Origin of the sequence: Mesorhizobium sp. M0028, from assembly GCF_040323855.1 — a bacterium.
Lineage (GTDB): Bacteria > Pseudomonadota > Alphaproteobacteria > Rhizobiales > Rhizobiaceae > Mesorhizobium.
This window is the reverse complement of the sequence record NZ_JAMYVG010000001.1, coordinates 652,109-674,621: the sequence shown is the minus strand read 5'-3', so window position 1 is coordinate 674,621 and position 22,513 is coordinate 652,109. Positions and strand designations below refer to the sequence as shown.

The window sequence follows — 22,513 nt, the reverse complement described above, 5'->3', positions numbered from 1 at the left end:
GCAGCCAGTCGGCAGCGCGGGATTCTTTTAATCAGAAAGTCTGGCTAATACACGGAAAAGCTTAGAAAAAGCCCTTCCGCTGCCACCAGCCGGCACGCTTCGGCTTGTCCTCGGCCTTTGCTTCCTCGGTCTTTGCCTCGTCGGGGACGATCGAGGAGACGACCGGCACGACCGGAGCATCCACCGGTGCGGGTTTGCGCCGCGACGGCCGGGCTTTCGGCGTTTCCTTGCCAGCCGCCACTTCGGTCTCCTGCCGAACCGGCGCAGCGGTCTCGCCGGAAGCCACCGCCGCGGCTTCGGCGGCCGATGTCTCGGCGCCCGCAATCTCGGCAACTGCTTCCGCCGCGGCCTTCTTCGGCTTGGCGGCACGGCGCGGCTTCTTCGGCTTTTCGGCGCTCGGCGTGTCGTCGTTCGCCGGAGCACGCACCGCAAGCTCTTCGGCAGGCGGCGCACCTTCCGGCTCGCCAGTCACCGGCTCTGCTTCCGATACGGCACCTTCTGTCATGCCGGCCGGCTCGCCGGCGCTGGCTTCGACGCCGTCCTCACCGTCTTCACGGCGATTGCGCTTGCCGCCGCGCTTGCCGCGCCGGCGCTTCTTGCCGTGACCGTCGTCCGCCGCTTCCGCAGTTTCGGCAACCCCGGCCGGCGCTTCACGTTCCGCTTCGGCGCCTTGCTCGGCGGCGGCTACGAGGGCGTCGTCCGTCGGCGCCGAAACGGAAGCACCTTCCCCGGCAGCGGCCTGTTCACGATCCCCGTGTTCACGATCCCCGTGTTCGCGATCCCCGTGTTCGCGATCCCCGTGTTCGCGATCCTTGCCGCCGCGCCGTCTGCGGCGCTTGCGGCGCTTGCGATCGCGGCCTTCGCCGTCCTCGCCGGACCTTGGCTGCTGCGGCTGCTGGGCAGGGCGTGGCTGCTCAGCCTGCACCGGTGCCTCCTCTTCCTCCTCGATGACGATCTCGTCCTCGAGTTCTTCCGGCTCGACATAGGCCGGGAACGTGCGGGCCTCGACAAAGCCTTCCGGCTTTTCGGCCAGCGCGCCGCGGAAGATGGCATAGTGTTGTGCACCGACCGTGTCATCGGCTTCGATGGTGATGGTCACGCCGAAGCGGTGCTCGAATTCCACCAGCGTGCCGCGCTTGTGATTGAGCACATAGAGCGCGGTCGCTGCCGGCGTCCGCACCGTGATGTGGCTGCGCGAATCCTTGAGCAGGAATTCCTCGATTGCCCGCACCACCATCAGCGCAACCGACGAATCGGAGCGCACATGGCCGGTGCCGCCGCAATGCGGGCAAGGCTTCATCGTCGATTCCAGCACGCTGGCACGGATGCGCTGACGCGACATTTCCATCAGCCCGAAATGCGAGATGCGGCCGACCTGGATGCGGGCGCGGTCGTTCTTGAGGTGATCCTTCAGCCGCTTCTCGACGGAGCGGTTGTTGCGGTTCTCCTCCATGTCGATGAAGTCGATGACGATCAGGCCGGCGAGATCGCGTAGCCTCAATTGCCGGGCGACTTCCTCGGCGGCTTCCAGATTGGTGTGAAGCGCGGTGTCCTCGATCGAGTGCTCCTTGGTGGAACGGCCCGAATTGACGTCGATGGCGACCAGCGCTTCCGTCTGGTTGATGATGATGTAGCCGCCGCTCTTCAGCGTCACCTGCGGCTGCAGCATGCGGTCGAGCTGTGCTTCGATGCCGTTGCGCACAAAGATCGGCGTCGTGTCGCGGAACGGCTGTACCACCTTGGCGTGGCTCGGCATCAGCATGCGCATGAAATCCTTGGCCTCGCGGTAGCCTTCTTCGCCGGAAACCAGGATCTCGTCGATATCCTTGTTGTAGAGGTCGCGCACCGACCGCTTGATCAGGCTGCCTTCCTCATAAACCAGGGCAGGGGCCGTGGATTGAAGCGTCAGATTGCGGACATTTTCCCAAAGCCGCATCAAATATTCGTAGTCGCGCTTGATCTCTGCCTTGGTGCGGCTTTCGCCGGCCGTACGCAGGATGACGCCCATGCCTTGCGGCACTTCGAGATCGGCGACCACTTCCTTCAGCCGCTTGCGGTCCTGCGCATTGGTGATCTTGCGCGAAATGCCGCCGCCGCGCGCCGTGTTCGGCATCAGCACCGAATAGCGGCCGGCCAGCGACAGGTAGGTGGTCAGCGCTGCACCCTTGTTGCCGCGCTCTTCCTTGACGACCTGCACCAGCAGGATCTGCCGGCGCTTGATCACTTCCTGGATCTTGTACTGGCGGCGCACCGGCTTGCGGCGGTTGCGCACTTCTTCTAGCGCGTCTTCGGCGCCGACCGATTCGACCTCGTGATCGTCCGAATGCGAGGATTGCACCTCCTCCAGCATGCCGCGATCATTGTCTTCGGACGTCGCTTCGCCGCTCGTCTCGGCCCCGCCTGTCTCGACCTCCCTTGTCTCTACTTGCGGGACGGCTTCCGAGATTACGTCGGCGTCGACGCTGGCAGCGATGGAACTGGATCCGCCTTCGGACGGCTCGGTCTCGCCGCTATCGGCGACTTCATCACTCTGTCCGGCGGCATCCTCGCTCTGTCCGACAGTATCGGACATGGTGTCGCCGCCGTCGGCAGCGGCATCCAGGTTCTCTGCGACGGCATCTTCGCCGCTCTCGCCATTCTCACCGTCGGACGCGCCTGCCTCGCGCCTGTGCTCGCCGCGGTCGCGGCTCTTGCCGCCACGCCGGCGTCCGCGCTTGCCGCGGTCGCGGCTCTGGCGGTCGTCGCCCTCGGCGGCTTCCTCGTCCTCTTCGTCCTGGGCTTCCTGTGCTTCCGCACGCAGCAGCGCCTGACGGTCGGCGACCGGAATCTGGTAATAGTCGGGGTGTATTTCACTGAAGGCGAGGAAACCGTGACGGTTGCCGCCATATTCGACGAAGGCTGCCTGGAGGGAAGGTTCGACGCGCGTTACGCGGGCGAGATAGATGTTTCCTTTGAGCTGCTTCTTGTCCTGGGATTCAAAGTCGAATTCTTCAATACGGTTACCGCGAACGACGACAACGCGTGTTTCCTCCGGGTGGGAGGCGTCTATCAGCATTTTGTTGGGCATTATTTCGTTTCCCCCCGGCAGCCGTCGGCCGCAGCTTGCGGGGCAATGCCCGCTGCCGTGGACCTGGAACATGGGTGCCGGACAATTGAACGTCCGCCGGCCGCTGCCTGAGCGCCATGGCGGTGCCGCCCGCAGCCGTAGTGGCGCGGTTTGTTGCGGACCTTTCCATGATTGCGCTTGAAGCCATCGTAACCAGCAGAACCTTTTGAACCAAAGCCCGGGAAAAACCGGACCAGCTTGTTTGCTCATACAGAGCCGGCACGGGACAATCCCGGCCGTTTTGCTCACGCAGGCGATTCCCCCGCCACGGGAGCACGCCTGCGAAAATCGTCGCGATCACCGATGCCTTCTTCGCCTGAAGCGAAAGGAGCCGTCTTGCGTCTGACCTGTAGCAGGAAGCTGCGGAGGAGGACGGTTCCAGGATTGCAGTGATCCACCATCGCTTTTATGATTTGGCGGGTTGGAAGGCAACCCCGATTCCCGACGCCGGCAAAAAGCCGTTCCGCAACGGAAGCCCAGGTTCCAAGCCTTCCATGAAAAGGCTTGGTTAACCTTCTCTGGATACCAATCGTTAATCGAGTTCGCGGCCTGCCGGCACTTTGACAAGCAATAGGGCACTTTGACGAACGATCGGGCATGACGCCAAACAGGAGCGACTGGTAGAAAGATGGGACTGGCAGGCTTCGCAGACAAGGGCCGTCATCATGGAGGCTGGTTGTTCCGCACCGCCTGCCTGCTGCCGCTGATCCTGGCTTGCCTAGTCTTTCCGCCACTTTCGCGTGCTGCCGACGTACCGATCGGCGCCACAAGCTACAAGATGGCCGGCGATGCCACCAAGATGCGCATCGTCATCAATTTCGACCGCGATCCCGACATCAAATGGTTCCTGCTGCGCGGCCCCAATCGTCTGGTCATCGATCTGCCGGCCACGAGATTCGCCCTAAATGCCAAGGATGTGAAGCCGCGCGGCCTTGTCCGCGCCGTGCGTTACGGCGGACTCGGCGAGGGAAAATCGCGGCTGATTCTCACCGGCAAGGGACCGTTCGCCGTCGACAATCTCGACGTGCTGAAGAACGATGACGGCAGTGGCTACCGCATCGCCATCGACATGTCGGCGGCGTCGCAGCGGGAATTCGATGCAGCGCTCGCCAATCAGGCGCTGACCACCGGCTCGACAGTCTCTGCCGACAAGGCTGGCAGGGTCGGTACCGGGCCGGTCTCCAATCCGGGCCATCGTTTCACCGTCGTCGTCGATCCCGGCCACGGCGGCATCGACGGTGGTGCCGAGGGCCTGAACGGCACTGTCGAGAAGAACGTGACGCTCGCCTTTGCCATGGAACTGCGCGACAAGCTCACCGCCAGCGGCAAATATGACGTGTTCCTGACGCGCGAAACGGACGAGTTCCTGCGGCTCGACGATCGCGTGCGCATTGCTCGCCAGCATGAGGCCGACCTGCTCATCTCGATCCATGCCGACACGATCAGCCTCAAGGGCATTCGCGGCGCAACCGTCTACACCGTGTCCGACAAGGCTTCCGATCCCGAGGCACAGGCGCTTGCCGACCGTGAAAATCTTTCCGACCAGTTCGCCGGCATGGAGATCAAGGACGACAGCAAGGAAGTGACCGATATCCTGATCGACCTGATCCGCCGCGAGACGCATAATTTTTCGATGAGCTTCGCGCACACTCTTGTCGGCCAGCTTTCCACCAGCGTCGGCCTGATCAACAACCCGCAGCGTTCTGCCGGCTTCAAGGTGCTGAAGGCGCCGGACGTTCCGTCCGTGCTGGTCGAACTCGGCTATCTGTCGAACGCCAAGGACGAAGCGCAGTTGCTCAGCGCCGATTGGCGCAACAAGGCGACCCAAAGCATAACCAACGCCGTTGCACTGTTTGCTTCGGCCAAGAGCGGAACGGGGGCCGGAGGCTGAAATGCCCGCCGGCGCCCACAACCTGAGGCAGCGTTGCACGGCGACAACACCCTGTGCTTTTATTTCCGGCATTCGAAACCGAAATTCCACGCTGCCGTATTTTGCCCACATGGTCGCGACATGGCTTTTGCGATTACGGGTTGGGATCGTCCCGAAAGCTTGCGCGAAGGGCGGCTTCGTTTAGGAAATTCCCGAACCAAGGACTGGAGCGGGTATGATTCGTCTCATTGGCTATTTCTTCGGCATCGGCACGACGCTGGCCCTTTTGGTCGCGGCGGGCGTGGCGATCTATATCGGCCATTTGTCGAAGGACCTGCCCGATTACGAGGTGCTGGCCAAATACGAGCCGCCGGTGACGACCCGCATCCACGCGTCGGATGGCGCGCTGATGGCCGAATATGCGCGTGAGCGGCGGCTTTATCTGCCGATTCAGGCGATCCCGGATCGAGTCAAGGCGGCCTTCCTGTCGGCCGAGGACAAGAACTTTTACAATCATCCCGGCATCGACGTGACCGGCCTTGGCCGCGCCATTGTCGTCAACCTGCAGAATCTTGGCTCGGGAAAGCGCCAGGTCGGCGCCTCGACCATCACCCAGCAGGTGGCGAAGAACTTCCTGTTGTCTTCAGACCAGACCTACGAGCGCAAGATCAAGGAGATGATCCTCGCCTTCCGCATCGAGCAGGCCTATTCGAAGGATCGCATTCTCGAGCTCTATCTCAACGAGATTTTCTTCGGTTTCGGTGCCTATGGCGTCGCCGGTGCTGCGCTCACCTATTTCGACAAATCAGTGAACGAGCTCACCGTGGCCGAGGCTGCCTATCTTGCCTCTCTGCCGAAGGGGCCGAACAACTATCATCCCTTCAAGCATGCCGATCGCGCCTTGGAGCGCCGCAACTGGGTCATCGACCAGATGGTCGAGAACGGTTACGTCACCCATGAAGAAGGCGAGAAGGCCAAGGCCGAGCCGCTCGGCGTCACGCCGCGCCGCACCGGCAACTATCTCTTCGCCGGGGAATATTTCACCGAGGAAGTGCGTCGCCAGATCATCGCGCGCTACGGCGAGAATGCGCTCTACGAGGGCGGCCTTTCCGTCCGTACCACGCTCGATCCGAAGATGCAGTTGATTGCCCGCAAGGCCATGCAGAACGGTCTCATGAAGTTCGATACGCTGCGCGGCTACCGCGGGCCGGTCACGAGCATCGATGTTTCCGGCGACTGGGGCGTGCCGCTGGGCAACGTCAAGCGACTGGAGGACGTGCCGGAATGGTCGCTTGCCGTCGTGCTCGATAGCTCGGCCACCGGCCTGTCCATCGGCCTGCAGCCGACGCGCCAGATCTCCGGCGAAATCGTCAAGGACCGCCTCGAAGGCACCGTCAGCAAGGAAGACATGAGCTTCGCCATGCGCCACGTGGTCGACGGCAAAACCGTCAAGGCGAAGTCGCCGGCCGACGTGCTGAAGCCGGGCGACGTGATTTTCGTGCAGAGGAACGACGGCTCGGACAACAGCTACAGCTTGCGCCAGGTTCCCGAAGTGGAAGGCGGCCTGATCGCCATGGATCCGCATACCGGACGCGTCCTGGCCATGGTCGGCGGTTTCTCCTATGCGCAGTCGGAGTTCAACCGGGCGACGCAGGCCATGCGCCAGCCGGGGTCGTCGTTCAAGCCGATTGTCTATTCGGCCGCCCTCGACAATGGCTATACGCCCGCCTCTGTGATCATGGACGGGCCGATCACCATCCAGAGCGGCAACACGACCTGGACGCCCAAGAATTACGACGGAACGGTGGCCGGTCCGGCGACCTTGCGCTCCGGCATCGAGAAATCGCGCAATCTGATGACGGTGCGGCTTGCCAACGACATGGGCATGAAACTGGTCGTGGAGTATGCCGAGCGTTTCGGCGTCTACGACCATCTCGCGCCGTATCTGCCGATGGCGCTGGGTTCCGGCGAGACGACGGTGATGCGCATGGTATCGGCCTATTCGATCATGGCCAATGGCGGCAAGTCGATCAAGCCGTCGCTGATCGACCGCATCCAGGACCGCTACGGCAAGACCGTCTTTAGGCAGGACGAACGCGGCTGCTCAAACTGCAACGCCGCAGAATGGCAGAACCAGCCAGAGCCGGAGTTGGTCGACAATTCCGAGCAGGTGCTCGATCCGATGACCGCCTACCAGATCACATCGATGATGGAGGGCGTCGTTCAACGCGGTACCGGCGCCACCATCAACGAACTCGGCCGTCACATCGCCGGCAAGACCGGAACGACCAATGACGAAAAGGACGCCTGGTTCATCGGCTATACGCCGAACCTCGTTGTCGGCCTTTATATGGGCTACGATCAGCCGAAAGGTCTTGGCAAGGGCGCGACCGGCGGCGGCCTTGCTGCGCCGATCTTCAAGGATTTCATGCGCGTAGCGCTGGACGGCACGCCCAATGTCGACTTCAAGGTTCCCGAAGGCATGAAGCTGATTGCGATCAATCGCAAGACCGGCATGCGGGCCAACGAGGGTGACGCCGGAACCATCATCGAAGCCTTCAAGCCGGGTACCGGTCCCGCCGACAGCTATTGGGTGATCGGCATGGGTGCGGACGGCTCCAACGCCACCGGCGGGGCGCTGTCGCCGCAGGCCAACCAGGCTATCCAGTCGGGCGGCGGCGGGCTCTACTGACAATCGTTACATCCGGTCGGGCCGGCTTGACGATCATGGTCGAGCCGGCCCATCCCGATTTACAGGGGCCGGTGCTTTACAGGGGACATTGCCGTCCCTATGTATCGCGCCACCAAACCGCCATTCAGCAACAGGACAGAACAGCCAGCCATGCGCGCGGAAACGCAAAATATTGTCGACGAGATCAGGCAGGCGATCACCCTGCTGAGGAGGCATCTTTGACTGGGACCAGGCCATAAAGCGGCTTGAGTACCTGAATGTCCGCGCCGAGGATCCGAGCCTCTGGAACGAGCCGTTGGAAGCGCAAAAGCTGATGCGCGAGCGTCAGGGCCTCGAGGAAGGCATTGCCGCGGTCAAAGGCCTCACCCAGGCTCTGGAAGACAATATCGGCCTGATCGAGCTTGGCGAGGAAGAGGGCGACGAGGGCGTCGTCGCGGAGGCCGAGGCGGCGATCCGCTCGATGCGCGGCGAGGCCAAGGCGCGCCAGATCGAAACGCTGCTGTCGGGCGAGGCGGACGCCAACGATAGCTATCTGGAAGTCCATGCCGGCGCCGGCGGCACCGAAAGCCAGGACTGGGCCTCGATGCTTCTGCGCATGTATACGCGCTGGGCCGAGCGCCGCCGCTTCAAGGTCGAGGTGCTGGAAGTGCATGACGGCGAAGAGGCCGGCATCAAGTCAGCCACGCTGCTGATCAAGGGCCACAACGCCTATGGCTGGCTGAAGACGGAATCCGGCGTGCATCGTCTCGTGCGTATTTCGCCCTATGACAGCAATGCGCGCCGCCACACCTCCTTCGCCAGCGTCTGGGTCTATCCCGTCATCGACGATACGATCGACATCGACGTTTCCGAATCTGACGTCCGTATCGACACGTATCGTTCTTCGGGATCGGGCGGCCAGCATGTCAACACCACCGATTCGGCGGTCCGCATCACCCATCTCGCCACCGGCATCGCGGTTGCCTGCCAGGCGGAGCGCTCCCAGCACAAGAACAAGGCCAAGGCCTGGGAAATGCTGCGCTCGCGGCTTTACGAGGAAGAGCTGAAGAAACGCGAAGCGGTGGCGAACGCCACCGAAGCGTCGAAGAGCGATATTGGCTGGGGCCACCAGATACGGTCCTACGTGCTGCAGCCCTATCAGCTGGTGAAAGATCTGCGCACCGGCGTCGAGAGCACCAGCCCGTCGAGCGTGCTCGACGGCGACCTCGACGATTTCATGGAGGCCTCGCTGTCGCAGCGCATCGAGGGTGGCGCCGGAGAAACGGTGGCCGACATCGACTGAAGGCGGGCACCAACCCGGCAATTTCAATCCATCACGCGAGAGTTACGGCCACGGCGCGAGAGTGACGAGTTCTCAGCTTGAACTTACCTGTCGTTCTACAACTTTGTTTTTCATCAGAATTTCCAAAATCGATTTCCGCTTTTGACGCGAATGCTTCGAGCCTGCCGGTGCCGAGCCCGGAACCACTGCGAGCCGAATTCCGTTATTGGCAACCCTCGCTGCCGGGGGTGATCGTACCAGTCTCGTCAACCCGGCCGGCAGGCTGGTTCCGGCCGCAGAGGTCGGCGTTCGGTTTGCGACAGCAATTCCTTGCGCCGACCAAGGAATCAGCCCAGCATCCAAGCGCTGGGGAGGAAAAAAGCATTTATGGCCGGGCGCGGCGTATCTGCGACCTGACGATCCGGCCACTGGGAAGACACGTTCCGGGAACGGGCAAGCGAGATGCTTGACAACCGTTGATAGGAACTGCGCCCATGCCTGCTCTTACAACCAGACCGGCCCATGCCGTTCACACGGCGCGCCGATTTCTGAATTCCCTTGTCGCGGCAGTGGTTTTGATAGCTGCCGCGATGCCATTCGCGGCGCCTGCTCTGGCGCATGATGCCAAGCCGACCGCGGCGATGCCGCAAGGCTGGAGCTATCCGTTCTCCTGCTGCTCGGGCTATGACTGCCGCGAGGTTGCGCCGATATCTATCGGCGAGCGCCCCGAAGGCTATGTCATCAAGGGGACAGGCGAAGTCGTGGCCTATAGCGACAAGCGCATCAAGAATTCGCCCGACGGCGCATATCACTGGTGCTCGGTCGCCGGCGCCAATGACGGAAAGACCATCTGTCTGTTCGTGCCGCCATCGTCCTATTGATGCATGTCGCCCCCAAAGGCTTGCCCTTGGGCTTGACCCGAGGGTGTGCAGGGTTTTTGGGATCGACACGCCCTCGATTGGGTTACAACACTTTTGAAACTGCGCATTGCAGACGACAGATCTGCTGACGGAGAGTTGTCAGGAGCGTTTCTTTATGGTGCCTTGCCGTAGGGGCGGCGGGCATTGTGAGGGACTAATCCATGACCATCAAGGCAAGCTGCCACTGCAAGGCGACCACGTTCGAGGTTTCGCAAGCGCCGCAGACGGTGACGCGATGCACCTGTTCCTTCTGTTCGAAACGCGGGTCGTTGTGGGCCTATTACACGCCATCGCAATTCAGACTTACCAGCCCGCCGGAGAATGTTTCGTTCTACCGATGGGGATCGAAAACCATAAAACACGGTTTTTGCGCCACCTGCGGCTGCGGCACCTTCACCGAAACGCCGGACTGGTCGACGGGCGAGCCGAATTTCGACAATCCGAAGATCAGCGTGAATTCGCGGCTGTTCGACCATTTCGATCTCGACAAGGTCGAAGTGGTGGTCATCGACGGCAAGAACCTCTGGTAGACGGTCGAATTGCGGTGGTCGCGCGAGCCGCTGGCAGCCGGGTGGAATGAGCCGGGGAAAGCCGCCGCAGCGGCTTTTGCTGGTCCGCTTTTCGCCGCATTTCATGTTACAAGTCGCTGGAAGGGCTGATGCGGTGCGCCATTGCGCGGCCGTGGTATGGAGAGGGACCACCATATGAAAAAGATTGTGCTCGCCGTCGTGGCGACGGCTGTGCTCGTGAGCGCATGCACCACCGATCCCTACACCGGGGAGCAGAAGGTTTCCAACACCGCTGCCGGCGCCGGTCTGGGAGCGTTGGCTGGTGCCGGGCTCGGCATGCTTGCCGGCGGCAACGACCGCCGCAACGCGCTGATCGGCGCGGGCATCGGTGCGCTTGCCGGCGGCGCCATCGGCGCCACCATGGACCAGAACGAGGCCGAACTGCGCCGGCAGCTTGAGGGCACCGGCGTCAGCGTCACCCGCACCGGCGACCAGATCATCCTCAACATGCCGTCCGACATCACTTTCAACGTCGACCAGGATGCGGTGAAGGCTGGGTTCTATCCGGTGCTGAATTCGGTTGCCCTTGTGCTGAAAAAGTTCCGGCAGACCACCGTCGACGTGTTCGGCCACACCGACTCGACCGGCGGCGACGAGCACAATTTCGACCTGTCGCAGCGCCGCGCTTTGGCGGTCGCCAACTATCTGTCCGGGCAGGGCGTCGATTCCCGCCGCTTCGCCGTCACCGGCTTCGGCAAGACGCGTCCGATCGCCTCCAACGCGACCGCTGCCGGCCGGGCTCAGAACCGCCGCGTCGAGATCCAGCTGTCGCCGCTCACCTGAGGCAAGCGCATGAACCGAGAGCGGCCCCGTACGGGGCCGCTCTAATGGTTATGCCGGACCGCCGGCCGCCGGCGCGCTGCGTTTGTGATATCAGGACCGGGCCGGCTGATCGACAATCGCGGCAACGATCCGGCGCACGATCGGAAGCACAATCAGCAGGCTGGGAAACGCAACAAGCCATGAAGCGCCCCATGCATAGCTCCAGGCCGCAATAAACCCGTCCGTCCAGCCTGCGCCGATTGCCGTCGAAACCGCCGAGACAATCGAGGACATCAGAATCGAAAGAACCAACGGCATCACCACCGCGCCGTAGGAGGGCGGCAGCTTTCTCAATTTGAAGGCTCGGTCCGGTGATGCTTGCATCGAAATCTCCTAATCAGAAAGTGTGCGTAAGCGTTATTGTGAGGACGATCAGGCGGCACGTGCCACCGGCAGCGCCAATTCCCGAATGAAGCTTCGCAGCGAACGCGGCTCGCGGCCAAGCGCGGCGCGCAACGCCAGGCTGTTCCCGCCGAGGCCGTATTTGGCGTAGTGGCTGTGTACTTTGGCCAGCATCTGCAACTGCCGGTCGGTATAGGGAAGGCGGGCTTTCGCCGCCCAGTCCTGAAATGTCGGCTCGCCGGCTGAAACCGGCCGGCCAAGCGCTTCGCTCATCATGGCAACGACCTCTTCGCGGCTGTGCATACCGTCGGCGCACAGCTCGAGGGTCGCATAGGACAAACGCGTTTCGGTCAGTGCGATCGCTGCCACTTCAGCCACGTCGCGATAGTCGACGCGGGCCAGCTTCGCCGTCTTTGGAAACGGCTCGGCGAAAACGCCATGCTCGACGACGGACGGCCAGGCCGCCGCGATATTTTGCATGAAATTGGCCGGGTGCAGAATGGTGTATTCCATGTTCGTCGAATAGAGGGCAGCTTCGACCGGTACCTTGCTTGCATGGTTTTCCAGCCTCGTATTGGTGGGCTGGATCACAGATGAGAAGACGAATTTCCGAACGCCTGCTCGCGCCGCTGCCTCAACCATGGCAACCCCCATGGCAGCTTCGTCGGGAGCAAAGGCCGGTCCGATGTGGAAGACACCGTCGACACCTTCGACGGCCTGTTCAACGCTTTGATGGTTGCGCAGATCCCCGATCGCGATCTCGGTTGCGCCGGCTTTCCGGGCTTTTTCGGCAGCCGCGGCGTCACGAACAAGCGCTCTAACCCTGGCATTGCGGCGGGCGAGTTCAGGCACCACCAAACCGGCAACGCGGCCTGCGGCGCCTACGACCAGGACGGTTGGACTGGGTGTTCGCATGACGATCTCCTTCCCTCGAGTCTGCCTTTCGGCCTGTGCAGGGAAGATAAAATCTAGCGAACTGCGTTACAATTGATCGATGTGGCGATAGTTTATCCCGATTTTCGGGAGAAATACGCGATGAGCCGGATAGATGATTTCGAAGCCTTCATTGCCATTGTCGAGCATGGCAGCCTAACGGCTGCCGCACGCCGGCTGAACCGCTCACTGCAGTCGGTCAGTCGGTCTTTGACGACATTGGAGGAATCCATCGGGGTCGAGCTTCTGCACAGGACGACGCGCCGCTCGACGCCGAGCGAAGCCGGTGCGGCCTTTTTCCAACGCATCAAGCCCGCCATCGAGGAAATAAACGAAGCCAGGCTTCAGGCGGCCAACCGACGATCCGAGCCGTCCGGCATCCTGCGTGTGAGTGCCCCGGTTCTGTTCGGCCCGGATTTCCTGATGCCGGTCATCGCCGACTATATGCGGACATATCCCCAGGTTGAGGTTGACCTCCAGCTTTCCGATGAATTTGTCGATCTGGATGCCGTGGGTCTCGATCTGGCGGTCCGGATCGGCGATTTGCCGGATTCCAGTCTCCGGGCGAAGCGGCTGGGGGCGCTGCGGCGCGTCGTGTTCGGCGCACCTGCCTACTTTCGACAACACGGCCGACCGGCCCATCCGCTCGAATTGCGTGAGCATGAATGCATGGTACGAACCGTTGACGGCCGCCCGGGCGAATGGATGTTTCAGATTGAAGGCAAGCCCCGGCCGGTGAAGGTCGCGGGCACCTTCCGGTCGAATTTGATGATATCGATCTATGCAGCCGCGGTTCACGGATTGGGTTTGGGCTACTCCCCGCTTTGGCAGGTAAAACACCTGGTGGACGATGGCCGCCTGGAGCTGGTTCTGACCGAATTCGAGCCGGTGCCGGTGCCGATACATGCCGTGTGGCCGGAAGGCAGGTCGTCCTCGGCCAAAGTACGCGCTTTTCTGGACCTGTTGGCATCTCGCCTGGAACTCAGGAACCTTTAGGGCCAAACCAAACTGAGCGCCGATCTTACCTCATCGATATCAAGTTCGTGATCAGAACTGCCTTGACGGCGTCGGGTGCTGGTTGATGGACCTCCAAATGACCGATGTCGTTCAGCTGATCGATCGTCAAATCTGCCAGTGCCCTGCGTCTTGCGGCGGTCCGCCGCCATCCCGTGAAGGCAGCGATCATCATTGCTGCGCTTTTCAGGCTAGACCCAAGCAAGCGTTTGGACATGCTGCGGGCGGCGCGAGTTTCCGTGTGAGCCATTGTTTTGGTCTCCCATTTCGAGTTTGCGGATGGGAGCGTGCCACGCAGGTGTTTTCGGGCTGTTCGGCTGTGTGTGAACAATTGGGAGGAGTCCGACGATCCGCCGTTAAATCGGTGTTAAATCGATCCACCGAGATGCTATTCTGTCGCCGCGGTCAAAGTCTGGAGACGATTTGTGCGCATCCGGTTGCTTGGTGGCCTGGAGGTTACTTCCCCGGAGCGCCGGCCCGTCCGGTTCGCCACACGCAAGACTTCGCTTCTTTTTGCTGCTCTGGTTCTCGCAGGCCGCCGCGGCCATCGTCGCGAGCAGCTTTCCGAAGCCTTTTGGCCGGGGCGAAGCAATGGGCAGGCCCGCAATAGTTTGCGTCAGGCGCTGGTCGACATCAGGCGCACGTTCCCCGCCAACTCGGATGCCACCGTCTACATCGATGGGGATCAGGAAACCGTCGCGCTTATTGCCGGTCCGGATGAGGCGGACATCTCGATCTTCGACCGGAAGCTGGAGGAGGGCCGGACCACTGATCTCGACTTCGCCGCCGATCTGTACCGCGGTGAGCTGCTTGCCGGGCAAGCCATTCCTGACGAACTGGACGAGTGGTTTAGACCTTATCTGAGCAAGTATCAGCGCAAAGCGCTGCAGTTGGTCGATCGGCTGAGCCTGGCGCTGCCCGCACCCGGCTCAGCGGAAGAGACGGCCTGCGAAGGGCTCGCGGAGAGATTGCTCGCCCCGGATCCGACGGCGGAGGCGGCCCATCGGGCGCTGATCCGCATCCACGCTCATCGAGGTCACGAAAACGCCGCCTTACGCCAGTTCGAGCTGTGTCGGGCAGCTTTGAAAAAACATCTGGATGCAGAGCCTGAGGAGCAGACAAGCTCGCTGGCGGCTTCTCTGCAGTCCCGTGAACGACCTGAACGTCCGCGGCCGGAGCCAAGCTCCGGCGTCGCATCACTGGCGCAGGTTCTGGCGGCCCCGACGAGGCGCGACGACCACCCATCGATAGCGGTGCTGCCGTTTCAGAATCTAAGCGGTGATATGGAGCAGGAATATTTTGCCGACGGTATGGTGGAAGACATTGTCACGGCCTTGGCTCACTTTCGTCATCTGTTCGTAGTCGCACGGAATTCGAGCTTCACCTACAGGGGACGGTCCGTAGACATAGAGCAGGTCGGGCGTGAGCTGGGCGTGCGCTATGTGGTCGAGGGAAGTGTTCGCCGGGCTGGCGACCGCCTGCGCATCGCCGGGCAGCTCATCGACACCTCGACAGGGGCCTATCTCTGGGCCGACCGTTTTGACGGAGCGCTCGCCGAAGTCTTCGATCTGCAGGACCAGGTCGCCTCGAGCATTGTCGGCGCAATCACACCGAAAATGGAGGAGGCTGAGATCGAGCGTGCCAAACGCAAACCGACTGAAAGCCTCGACGCCTATGACTACTATCTCCGCGGGCTGGCGGCCTTTGACCGGACGATCACTAGTAGGTCGGCCATTGACGATGCCTTGCGCCTCTTCATGAAGGCGATCGACGGTGACCCGGAGTTTGCCGCAGCCTATGCGCGGGCGGCGCGGTGCTATGCTACCCGAAAAAGCAACGGCTGGATGGTCGACCGCGCGAAAGAGAATGCCGAGGCTACTCGACTGGCCAGGAGAGCGGTCGAACTCGGAAGGGACGATGCGATTGCGCTTTCCTTCGGTGGATACGTGCTCGGCTACGTAGGTGGCGACCTTGACGACAGTGCGGCTTGCATCGATCGCGCGCTCGTTCTCAACCCGAATCTAGCGGCCGCGTGGGGCCTAAGCAGCTGGGTCAGGGCTTGCTTTGGCGAGCCAGGCAAGGCCGTCGAGCACGCCGCGCTTGCCATGCGCCTAAGCCCATTGGATCCACGCCTGTTCGCTTGGCAATTCAACACCGGGCTCGCTCATTTTTGTGCCGGCCACTACGATGACGCCGCCACTTGGGCGGGAAAGTCGCTGCGGTACCAACCGAACTACGTGAGCGCGATGCGTGTAGTGGCGGCGAGTCATGCCCTTGCGGGGCGCCTGTCGCAAGCGCAGCAGATGATGGCCCGGGTCTGCGAGCTCGATCCCTCGCTGCGGCTTTCGAATCTTGCCGAGGTGCTGCCGCCGTTTTATCGACCGGACGATCGCAGCAGGTACATCGAAGGCCTTCGCAAGGCGGGCCTGCCGGACTAACGCCATCTCAGCGTGAGGCGAGGCCGTCTTATGCCGGCTTCGTGCTTCGCGCGTCGGCGGGACGCGCGAGCGCTGTGGTATCAGACCTTGGCGACGATCCGCATGAAGGCCGGCATGTCGTCGCCGAAGCCCACGGTCGCGTCATTGTCTTCCTGGCGCTGACGGGCAGGGCGCTCGCGCTGTGGCCTGGTATCGCCGCGTTCCGGCGCGCGCCGCTCGCTGCGATCGGGCGAAGCCTTCCGTTCAGGTGAAGCTTGGCGCTCGCTGTTTTCCGAGCGGATCGCCTCTTTGCGGGTACGCCGCTCGCCGATGTCGGCGACCGCGGCTTCGGCCACGACCGGCTGTTCCTCGCTCACCGCTTCCGGCGCCGTTTCCTCGCCACGTTTGGCGTGGCGTTCACGCGGCTTGCGCTCGCCCCTGTCCTTGGCGTCGTCCTTGCGCCCGGCGCGGCGTGGCGCACCACGGCCACGGCGGGGGGCCTCATCCTCGCCGCCTTCGCTGACGACGACCGTCGACAGGTCGCCGTCATGCCACTCGATCTTGGTGCCGATCAGCCGTTCGATGGCGTCGATGTATTTGGTGTCCGATTTGGTCGCGATGGTGAAGGATTTGCCGGAGCGTCCGGCGCGGCCGGTACGGCCGATGCGGTGGACATAATCCTCGGCGTGGATCGGCACGTCGTAGTTGAAGACATGGCTGACGTCGGGAATGTCGAGGCCGCGCGCCGCGACGTCCGAAGCAACGAGATAGCGCAGCTTGCCGTCACGGAAATTGGCCAGCATCTGCATGCGCGCGCGCTGGTCCATGTCGCCGTGCAGGGCGCCGGCGTCGAAATCATATTTCAGCAGCGAGCGGAACAGCTCCGACACCTCGACCTTGCGGTTGCAGAAGATGATGGCGTTCTTCAGCTCGGCATCCTCGGCCTTCATCAGATTGCGCAGCGTCTCGCGCTTGTCCCAAGGCTTTGGCCCGGATTTCACCAGCCGCTGGATGATGTTGGTGGCGGCCGATGCAGCCTTCGACACTTCGACGCGCACCGGCGCGTGCAGGAACTTCTCGGTGAGCTTGGTGATCTCCGGCGGCATCGTCGCTGAGAAGAACAGCGTCTGCCTGGTGAACGGGATCATCTCGCAGATGCGCTCGATGTCGGGGATGAAGCCCATGTCGAGCATGCGGTCGGCCTCGTCGATGACGAGGATCTCGACGCCATTGAGCAGGAGCTTGCCGCGCTCGCGATGGTCGAGCAGGCGGCCGGGAGTCGCGATCAGCACGTCGGCGCCGCGCTCGAGCTTCTTGTCCTGCTCGTCGAAGGACACGCCGCCGATCAGCAGCGCGATGTTGAGCTTGTGGTTCTTGCCGTATTTGACGAAGTTTTCCTCGACCTGCGCGGCTAGCTCGCGCGTCGGCTCGAGGATCAGCGTACGCGGCATGCGGGCGCGGGCGCGGCCCTTTTCCAGCCGGGTGAGCATCGGCAGGACGAAGGACGCCGTCTTGCCGGTGCCGGTCTGGGCAATGCCCAGCACGTCCTTGCCGAGCAAGGCGTGCGGGATAGCACCAGCCTGGATCGGCGTCGGCTCGGTGTAGCCGGCATCGGTAACTGCGGAAAGGACCTTCGGCGACAGGCCGAGGTCTGCGAAGGTCAACGCTTCTTGAGCGATCTGGGTGTCTGAGGACAAGTTTGGCTGTCTTTGGCTGGTTCGGGGGCGCAACATAGGCAGTCGCGGCAAGCGCCGCGCGCCTGCAAGATTGGTATTGCAGGTAGGCGCAAGCCTACGATTTGTCAACACAAACGGGCGGCATTGGCGCGATTGTGAAGTCGTAACCTTAATCGCGATGCTTAATTTGCGCAGTGGCTGCTGCGCCGGCTCAGTAGCGGAACTGTTCGGCGAGAATGCGCTCGTTCCACGAATGGTTGGGATCGAACAGCAGCGTCGCCGTCGCCGTCGGCGATTCCCTCACCGTGACCGTCGTCACCGCCTTGACCTCGGTGTGGTCGGCGGCGGCATTCACCGGCCGCTTTTCCGGCTCCAGAATGTCGAAACGCACGATCGCCTTGTTGGACAGCAGCGCGCCGCGCCAGCGGCGCGGACGAAACGGGCTGACCGGGGTCAGTGCCAGCAGCGGAGCGTCGAGCGGCAGGATCGGCCCGTGCGCCGACAGATTATACGCGGTCGAGCCGGCCGGCGTCGCAATCATCACGCCGTCGCAGTGCAATTCCTCCAGCCGCTCTTGCCCATCCACGGTGATGCGGATCTTGGCCGTCTGGTAGGATTGGCGCCAGAGCGCGACCTCGTTGATCGCCAGCGCCGAAATCGTCTCACCCTCCGCCGTCACCGCCTGCATCTCCAGCGGACGGATCGTTTCGGCGACCGCAGCCGCGATGCGCCCGGTCAAGCCGCTGGCGCGGTATTCGTTCATCAGGAAACCGATGGTGCCACGGTTCATGCCGTAGACCCTCTTTCCCGTGCTCATCGTCTCGCGCAGGGTCTGTAGCAGAAAGCCGTCGCCACCGAGCGCCACGACGATTCCGGCATCCTCGACGGATGCCTGGCCGTAGCGTGCCGAAAGGCTTTCCAGCGCTGCATTGGCGTCGGCTGTACCGGATGAGACGAAGGCGAAACGGCTGGCGGTTTTGCTCATGGCTCTCAACGACAACCGATTGGCAACGACCGATTGGTGGCGACCGGTTGCGGGGTCGCGCCAGCGCCGGGTTAGCATGGGCGGGCATTTCTGCAAAGGGAGGGAGGTGTCTTGAGATGGCGGCCAAACAGGCGCGCTCGCGCATCATGTCGGGGGACAAAATGATGTGATGGTTAAGACCTGCCTTAAACTCTCGTAAAGCCGTATCGATCATGTTAGCCGGCAGTGGATGGGCGGCGTGGGGCTAACCAGTCGAGGCCGATCTATTGCCGCTGGCACGCTTGATTATCGTCTTCCTGATGCTGGCAAGTTTTGCCCTGGCTTTCGCGGAACTGGTGCGTCAGTCGGAGGAAAAGAGTTTTAGACCCGAGCCCACGGCCTCACGCTGCGGCGACGCGGCGGGCACACCCTGCCCGCAAAGGGCGCTTTGACGCTACAACGCTAGTCCCTATCGGGCGAGCAGATGGCAGCCGGCCTGGCGCTTCTGCGCGAGATACTCGTCGACAAGCTGGCGATAGCGGATTTTGCCGAAGCTCGGGAAATGGCCGCCATGCACGACCGAGACATCGAGATCGCGCATGCGCAGCAGCGTTTCGACATAGTCGTCGATATCGGAGTGATAGACATCGTCGATCAGCGGGCCGTCATAGATGATGTCGCCGGAAAACAGGATGCCCGTCCTGTTTTCGTAGAGCGCAATGCCGCCGGGTGAATGGCCGGGCGTATGGATGACCTCGAAGGTACGGTCGCCAAGATCGACGATGTCGCCTTGTTCGAGCAACCGGCCGGCTGGTGCGGGTAGGATCCGGTAGCGATTCGTGTCCCAGCCTTGCGGCATGCCGTCGAACATCTCCTCGGTGGCATAGCGGTCGGCAACCGTCCATTCGTTGCGCGGGTCGGCGAGGATCTCGGCCTCGGCCGGGTGCACGCAGCGGTCGGGAAATTCGTGATGGCAGCCGATATGGTCGAAATGCGTGTGGCTGGCCACGCAGGTGAGCTTGCGTTCCGTGACCAGCGGTACGTGGCGGCGCAGGCTGAAATGGCCGAGGCCCGTGTCGAACAGCAGGTCGCGGTCGCGGCCCCGCACATGCCAGATGTTGCAGCGGAAGAACGGCTTGATCCACGGCTCGTGGATCAGCGTCACGCCATCGCCCATGCGGATGCTTTCGTACCAGTGGCCGGCGTCGATGATTGGAAGCGTGCTCATGTTCAGTCCGCAAGCAGGATGACGTCGCCAGCATCGCACGATACGGCGACAACGTCGCCCGGCTGGACGGCCGATGCGGAGGGGACCTTGGCGATGAAGTGCAACGCCGGGTCGGTCGTGGAGGTTCCCAGCACGCGCTTGAAGCTACCCTGGAAGACGACGTCGCTGACCTTGGCCATGCCAAGCGCTACAGGGCCGCTGGCAGCGCCGAGGACAAGATGCTCAGGCCGGACGGCCAGCGCAACCGTCGAGCCGGCCGGCAATGTGCCAGCCAGCGAGAGCGACCCAAGCTTCGTGGTGACGGTGATTTTGCCGCTCTTCGCCTCGGTCACTGTTCCGGAAATCAGCGTGCTTTCGCCCATGAAGGTCGCGGAAAAGCGCGTCGCCGGCCGTGCATAGACGCGCTCTGGTGGCCCTTCATCCTCGATGCGCCCGTCATTCATCACCACGCAATGGTCGGCCAGCGCCATCGCCTCTTCCTGGTCGTGGGTGACGTGGATGAAGGCGGTGCCGACACGCTTCTGGATCGCCTTCAACTCGTCCTGCATCTGCCGGCGCAATTTGAGGTCGAGCGCACCGAGCGGCTCGTCGAGCAGGAGCACCGCCGGCTCGACCACCAGGGCGCGCGCCAGTGCCACGCGCTGCCGCTGCCCGCCGGAAAGCTGGTGCGGCTTCTTGTCGAAGGCGGTGGCGAGGCCAACCAGCGCCAGCGCCTCGCGCGCCCTTGCTGCCCGGGTTGCGCCATTGACACCCTGCATGCGCAGGCCGAAGCCGACATTGCTGCCGACGCTCATATGTGGGAACAGCGCATAGTCCTGGAACACGGTCGTCGTCGGCCGCTTCGCCGGTGGTACTGCGGTGCAGTCCTCGCCGCGGATCAGCACCTTGCCTTCGCTCGGCATGACGAAGCCGCCGAGAATGGACAAAAGCGTCGTCTTGCCGGAGCCGGACGGCCCAAGCAGGATCGTGTAGCTGCCCGGCTCGATCGTCAGCGAGACGTTCTTCAGCACCGTGTGCTGGCCGAAGCGATGCGAGACAGAGCTTATATCGACCAGTGGCGCCGTCATGCCGGCTTCCTCCGCAACAGCATCAGCTCGAACAATACCACCAGCACGATGGAGACGGCGAAGACCAGCGAGCCGACGGCGTTGGTCTTGGGATTGAGACCGGAGCGCAGCAGGTTCCAGATCTCGACCGGCAGCGTCGTGTCGAAGCGCGTCAACAGGAACGAGATGACGAATTCGTCCCAGGAGAAGGTCATCGACAGGAAGAAACCGGCGAAGATCGCCGGTGCCATCACTGGCACGGTGATCAGCAGCAGCACCTTCCATTCGGGCGCGCCGAGGTCGCGCGCCGCGCGCTCGATATTGATCTGGTGGTCGCCCATCTGGCTGTAGACGATGGCGAAGCAGAGCGGCAGGTTGATCACGACATGGCCGATGCCGGCGGCAGTGAGCGACTTCGGCATGCCGGCCCAATTGAACAGTACCAGCAGCCCCATGCCGATGATGAGATAGCTGACGGTCAGTGGCAGCGTGATCAGCCCACGCATCAGGCCCGAGCCCGGCAAGGCGAAGCGTGCAAAACCCCAGGCTGAGAGAAAGCCGAGCGTGACGGCGACAGCCGAAGAGAGGACGGCCACCAGCAGCGAGTTGACCAGCGCCGAGGTGAGCCGCGTATCGGCGAGCACGGCCTCGTACCAGCGCAGCGACGGCCCGGTGAAGGGCGGGATCGGAAACGACGTCGCCTGCAGCGAAAACAGCACCAGAACGACGACCGGCAAGAAGATGAAGCCATAGATGGCGATGGCGTAAAGGCCGGAGACGAGGCGGATGAGAGCGCGCATGGTCAGGCCCGCTCGATCTTCAACCAACGGGCGCAGGCGAGATAGGCGATGGTGACGACCGCCATCAAGATGATCGACAGCGCCGAGGCGAGCGGAAAATCGCCGCGCCGGCCGATCTGCATCATGACGAGCTGCGGCATCAACAGCTCATTGTTGCCGCCGAGGATCTGCGGTGTGATGTAGTCGCCGATGCACAGCACAAAGGTGAGGAAGGCGCCGACCATGATGCCAGGCAGCGTCAGCGGCAGAACGACATGCAGGAATGTCCGGATCGGCCCGGCGCCGAGGTCGGCTGCGGCCTTGCGGTAGCTGGGGCTGAGCTGCTTCAGATTGGCGAAGATCGTCAGCGTCAACAGCATGACGAAGAAATGCACGAAGCCGGTGACGGTCGCTAGCCGCGTATTGGCAAGCTGCAGCGGATCGCTGAACAGCCCGGAGCCGGTCAGCGCGCGGTTGACGACGCCGTTCTGCGCCAGCACCAGCAGCCACGAATAGGAACGCACGACATAGGAGGTCCAGAACGGCAGCACCGCCAGCATCAGCGCCAGCCGCTGCCAGCGCTCCGGCACCTGCTCGGCCAGGATCCAGGCGAAGGGATAGGCAAGCAGCACCGAGATCACGGTGACGATGGCCGTGACCTGCAGCGAGTTCACCATCGCCTGCCAGTAAGATGGATTGGCAAAGAACTGGCTGTAGTTGGACAGCGTGAAGCCGCCGCCTTCATGCGCCGTCAGGCTGGATACCGCCATGGCGACGAAGGGCAGCACGAAGAACAGCAACGTCCAGCCGAGCGCCGGCGTGACCAGCGCCCAGGGCAGGGCACGCCCGCCCTTGCTGGAAAAGTTCACGACCG

Annotated in this window: 18 protein-coding genes; 8 read left to right on the top strand and 10 right to left on the bottom strand. The window is 62.7% G+C overall.

Features of this window, described 5'->3' with window-relative positions; genetic code table 11:
• Positions 1 to 61 precede the first annotated feature (61 nt).
• On the bottom strand, positions 62 to 3,067 hold the full coding sequence (locus tag NKJ93_RS03450; protein ID WP_352587617.1) for an Rne/Rng family ribonuclease: 3,006 nt from the start codon (positions 3,065 to 3,067) through the stop codon (positions 62 to 64).
• A gap of 667 nt (positions 3,068 to 3,734) precedes the next feature.
• Between NKJ93_RS03450 and NKJ93_RS03445 the strand changes: the two genes are divergently transcribed.
• The 6 genes from NKJ93_RS03445 (at position 3,735) to NKJ93_RS03420 (ending at position 11,201) form a co-directional block, all read left to right on the top strand.
• Positions 3,735 to 4,997: an N-acetylmuramoyl-L-alanine amidase gene (locus NKJ93_RS03445; RefSeq protein WP_023717484.1), complete on the top strand. Its 1,263-nt coding sequence runs from the start codon at positions 3,735 to 3,737 to the stop codon at positions 4,995 to 4,997.
• Positions 4,998 to 5,211: 214 nt separating this feature from the next.
• Positions 5,212 to 7,668 carry a penicillin-binding protein 1A gene (locus NKJ93_RS03440; protein WP_023717485.1) on the top strand — a complete coding sequence of 819 codons (2,457 nt, stop codon included), beginning with the start codon at positions 5,212 to 5,214 and terminating at the stop codon, positions 7,666 to 7,668.
• Positions 7,669 to 7,818: 150 nt separating this feature from the next.
• Positions 7,819 to 8,950, top strand: a protein-coding gene (gene prfB, locus NKJ93_RS03435; protein WP_352496193.1) for a peptide chain release factor 2 whose coding sequence is annotated in 2 segments (ribosomal slippage) — positions 7,819 to 7,884 and positions 7,886 to 8,950 — 1,131 coding nt in all. Because the reading frame shifts where the segments join, the coding sequence is not laid out codon by codon here.
• Between the two features lie 473 nt (positions 8,951 to 9,423).
• Positions 9,424 to 9,810 carry a hypothetical protein gene (locus NKJ93_RS03430; protein ID WP_023717488.1) on the top strand — a complete coding sequence of 129 codons (387 nt, stop codon included), beginning with the start codon at positions 9,424 to 9,426 and terminating at the stop codon, positions 9,808 to 9,810.
• Between the two features lie 200 nt (positions 9,811 to 10,010).
• Positions 10,011 to 10,379 (top strand): GFA family protein, encoded by a 369-nt coding sequence (locus tag NKJ93_RS03425; protein ID WP_352496192.1) that lies wholly within the window; start codon positions 10,011 to 10,013, stop codon positions 10,377 to 10,379.
• Positions 10,380 to 10,553: 174 nt separating this feature from the next.
• A complete protein-coding gene (locus NKJ93_RS03420) occupies positions 10,554 to 11,201 on the top strand; it encodes a YiaD family glycine zipper/OmpA-like lipoprotein (protein WP_023717490.1) in 648 nt (215 codons plus the stop codon).
• Between the two features lie 90 nt (positions 11,202 to 11,291).
• Here NKJ93_RS03420 and NKJ93_RS03415 read toward each other — a convergent pair whose 3' ends face one another.
• Together NKJ93_RS03415 and NKJ93_RS03410 are read right to left on the bottom strand one after the other, a co-directional pair.
• Positions 11,292 to 11,564 carry a DUF2798 domain-containing protein gene (locus tag NKJ93_RS03415; protein ID WP_023717491.1) on the bottom strand — a complete coding sequence of 91 codons (273 nt, stop codon included), beginning with the start codon at positions 11,562 to 11,564 and terminating at the stop codon, positions 11,292 to 11,294.
• 48 nt (positions 11,565 to 11,612) lie between these two features.
• Entirely contained in the window at positions 11,613 to 12,497 is an 885-nt protein-coding gene (locus tag NKJ93_RS03410) for an NmrA family NAD(P)-binding protein (protein ID WP_352496191.1), read from the bottom strand.
• Positions 12,498 to 12,578: 81 nt separating this feature from the next.
• On the opposite strand from NKJ93_RS03410, the gene NKJ93_RS03405 reads away from it, so the two are divergent.
• Positions 12,579 to 13,511, top strand: coding sequence for a LysR family transcriptional regulator (locus tag NKJ93_RS03405; protein WP_352587929.1), 933 nt, complete (start codon positions 12,579 to 12,581; stop codon positions 13,509 to 13,511).
• Positions 13,512 to 13,536: 25 nt separating this feature from the next.
• Here NKJ93_RS03405 and NKJ93_RS03400 read toward each other — a convergent pair whose 3' ends face one another.
• A complete protein-coding gene (locus tag NKJ93_RS03400) occupies positions 13,537 to 13,779 on the bottom strand; it encodes a hypothetical protein (protein ID WP_352496190.1) in 243 nt (80 codons plus the stop codon).
• Between the two features lie 175 nt (positions 13,780 to 13,954).
• Here NKJ93_RS03400 and NKJ93_RS03395 point away from each other — a divergent pair, with 175 nt between their 5' ends.
• Positions 13,955 to 15,967 carry a BTAD domain-containing putative transcriptional regulator gene (locus tag NKJ93_RS03395; RefSeq protein ID WP_352496189.1) on the top strand — a complete coding sequence of 671 codons (2,013 nt, stop codon included), beginning with the start codon at positions 13,955 to 13,957 and terminating at the stop codon, positions 15,965 to 15,967.
• Positions 15,968 to 16,047: 80 nt separating this feature from the next.
• Here the strand turns inward: NKJ93_RS03395 and NKJ93_RS03390 are convergent, their stop codons facing one another.
• The 6 genes from NKJ93_RS03390 to NKJ93_RS03365 all read right to left on the bottom strand — a co-directional run bounded on the left by NKJ93_RS03390 (position 16,048) and on the right by NKJ93_RS03365 (position 22,508).
• Complete coding sequence (locus NKJ93_RS03390; RefSeq protein WP_031193535.1) at positions 16,048 to 17,643, bottom strand: DEAD/DEAH box helicase; 1,596 nt, start codon at positions 17,641 to 17,643, stop codon at positions 16,048 to 16,050.
• Positions 17,644 to 17,833: 190 nt separating this feature from the next.
• Complete coding sequence (locus NKJ93_RS03385; protein ID WP_352496188.1) at positions 17,834 to 18,607, bottom strand: NAD kinase; 774 nt, start codon at positions 18,605 to 18,607, stop codon at positions 17,834 to 17,836.
• A gap of 448 nt (positions 18,608 to 19,055) precedes the next feature.
• A complete protein-coding gene (locus NKJ93_RS03380) occupies positions 19,056 to 19,814 on the bottom strand; it encodes an MBL fold metallo-hydrolase (protein ID WP_023717497.1) in 759 nt (252 codons plus the stop codon).
• 2 nt (positions 19,815 to 19,816) lie between these two features.
• Complete coding sequence (locus tag NKJ93_RS03375) at positions 19,817 to 20,881, bottom strand: ABC transporter ATP-binding protein (protein WP_023717498.1); 1,065 nt, start codon at positions 20,879 to 20,881, stop codon at positions 19,817 to 19,819.
• Positions 20,878 to 21,660: an ABC transporter permease gene (locus tag NKJ93_RS03370; protein ID WP_352496185.1), complete on the bottom strand. Its 783-nt coding sequence runs from the start codon at positions 21,658 to 21,660 to the stop codon at positions 20,878 to 20,880. The genes NKJ93_RS03375 and NKJ93_RS03370 overlap by 4 nt, the downstream gene beginning before the upstream one ends.
• 2 nt (positions 21,661 to 21,662) lie before the next feature.
• The gene (locus NKJ93_RS03365) at positions 21,663 to 22,508 is read right to left on the bottom strand and encodes an ABC transporter permease (RefSeq protein ID WP_352496184.1); all 846 of its coding nucleotides are present in this window, start codon (positions 22,506 to 22,508) and stop codon (positions 21,663 to 21,665) included.
• Positions 22,509 to 22,513: the final 5 nt, after the last annotated feature.

Bases quoted from the DNA above. Each gene is read 5' to 3' on its own strand.
- NKJ93_RS03430 (WP_023717488.1), top strand. From the start codon at position 9,424: ATGCCTGCTCTTACAACCAGACCGGCCCATGCCGTTCACACGGCGCGC.
- NKJ93_RS03440 (WP_023717485.1), top strand. From the start codon at position 5,212: ATGATTCGTCTCATTGGCTATTTCTTCGGCATCGGCACGACGCTGGCC.
- NKJ93_RS03400 (WP_352496190.1), bottom strand. From the start codon at position 13,779: ATGGCTCACACGGAAACTCGCGCCGCCCGCAGCATGTCCAAACGCTTG.
- NKJ93_RS03420 (WP_023717490.1), top strand. From the start codon at position 10,554: ATGAAAAAGATTGTGCTCGCCGTCGTGGCGACGGCTGTGCTCGTGAGC.
- NKJ93_RS03425 (WP_352496192.1), top strand. From the start codon at position 10,011: ATGACCATCAAGGCAAGCTGCCACTGCAAGGCGACCACGTTCGAGGTT.
- NKJ93_RS03385 (WP_352496188.1), bottom strand. From the start codon at position 18,607: ATGAGCAAAACCGCCAGCCGTTTCGCCTTCGTCTCATCCGGTACAGCC.
- NKJ93_RS03415 (WP_023717491.1), bottom strand. From the start codon at position 11,564: ATGCAAGCATCACCGGACCGAGCCTTCAAATTGAGAAAGCTGCCGCCC.
- NKJ93_RS03410 (WP_352496191.1), bottom strand. From the start codon at position 12,497: ATGCGAACACCCAGTCCAACCGTCCTGGTCGTAGGCGCCGCAGGCCGC.
- NKJ93_RS03450 (WP_352587617.1), bottom strand. From the start codon at position 3,067: ATGCCCAACAAAATGCTGATAGACGCCTCCCACCCGGAGGAAACACGC.
- NKJ93_RS03370 (WP_352496185.1), bottom strand. From the start codon at position 21,660: ATGCGCGCTCTCATCCGCCTCGTCTCCGGCCTTTACGCCATCGCCATC.
- NKJ93_RS03375 (WP_023717498.1), bottom strand. From the start codon at position 20,881: ATGACGGCGCCACTGGTCGATATAAGCTCTGTCTCGCATCGCTTCGGC.
- NKJ93_RS03445 (WP_023717484.1), top strand. From the start codon at position 3,735: ATGGGACTGGCAGGCTTCGCAGACAAGGGCCGTCATCATGGAGGCTGG.
- NKJ93_RS03380 (WP_023717497.1), bottom strand. From the start codon at position 19,814: ATGAGCACGCTTCCAATCATCGACGCCGGCCACTGGTACGAAAGCATC.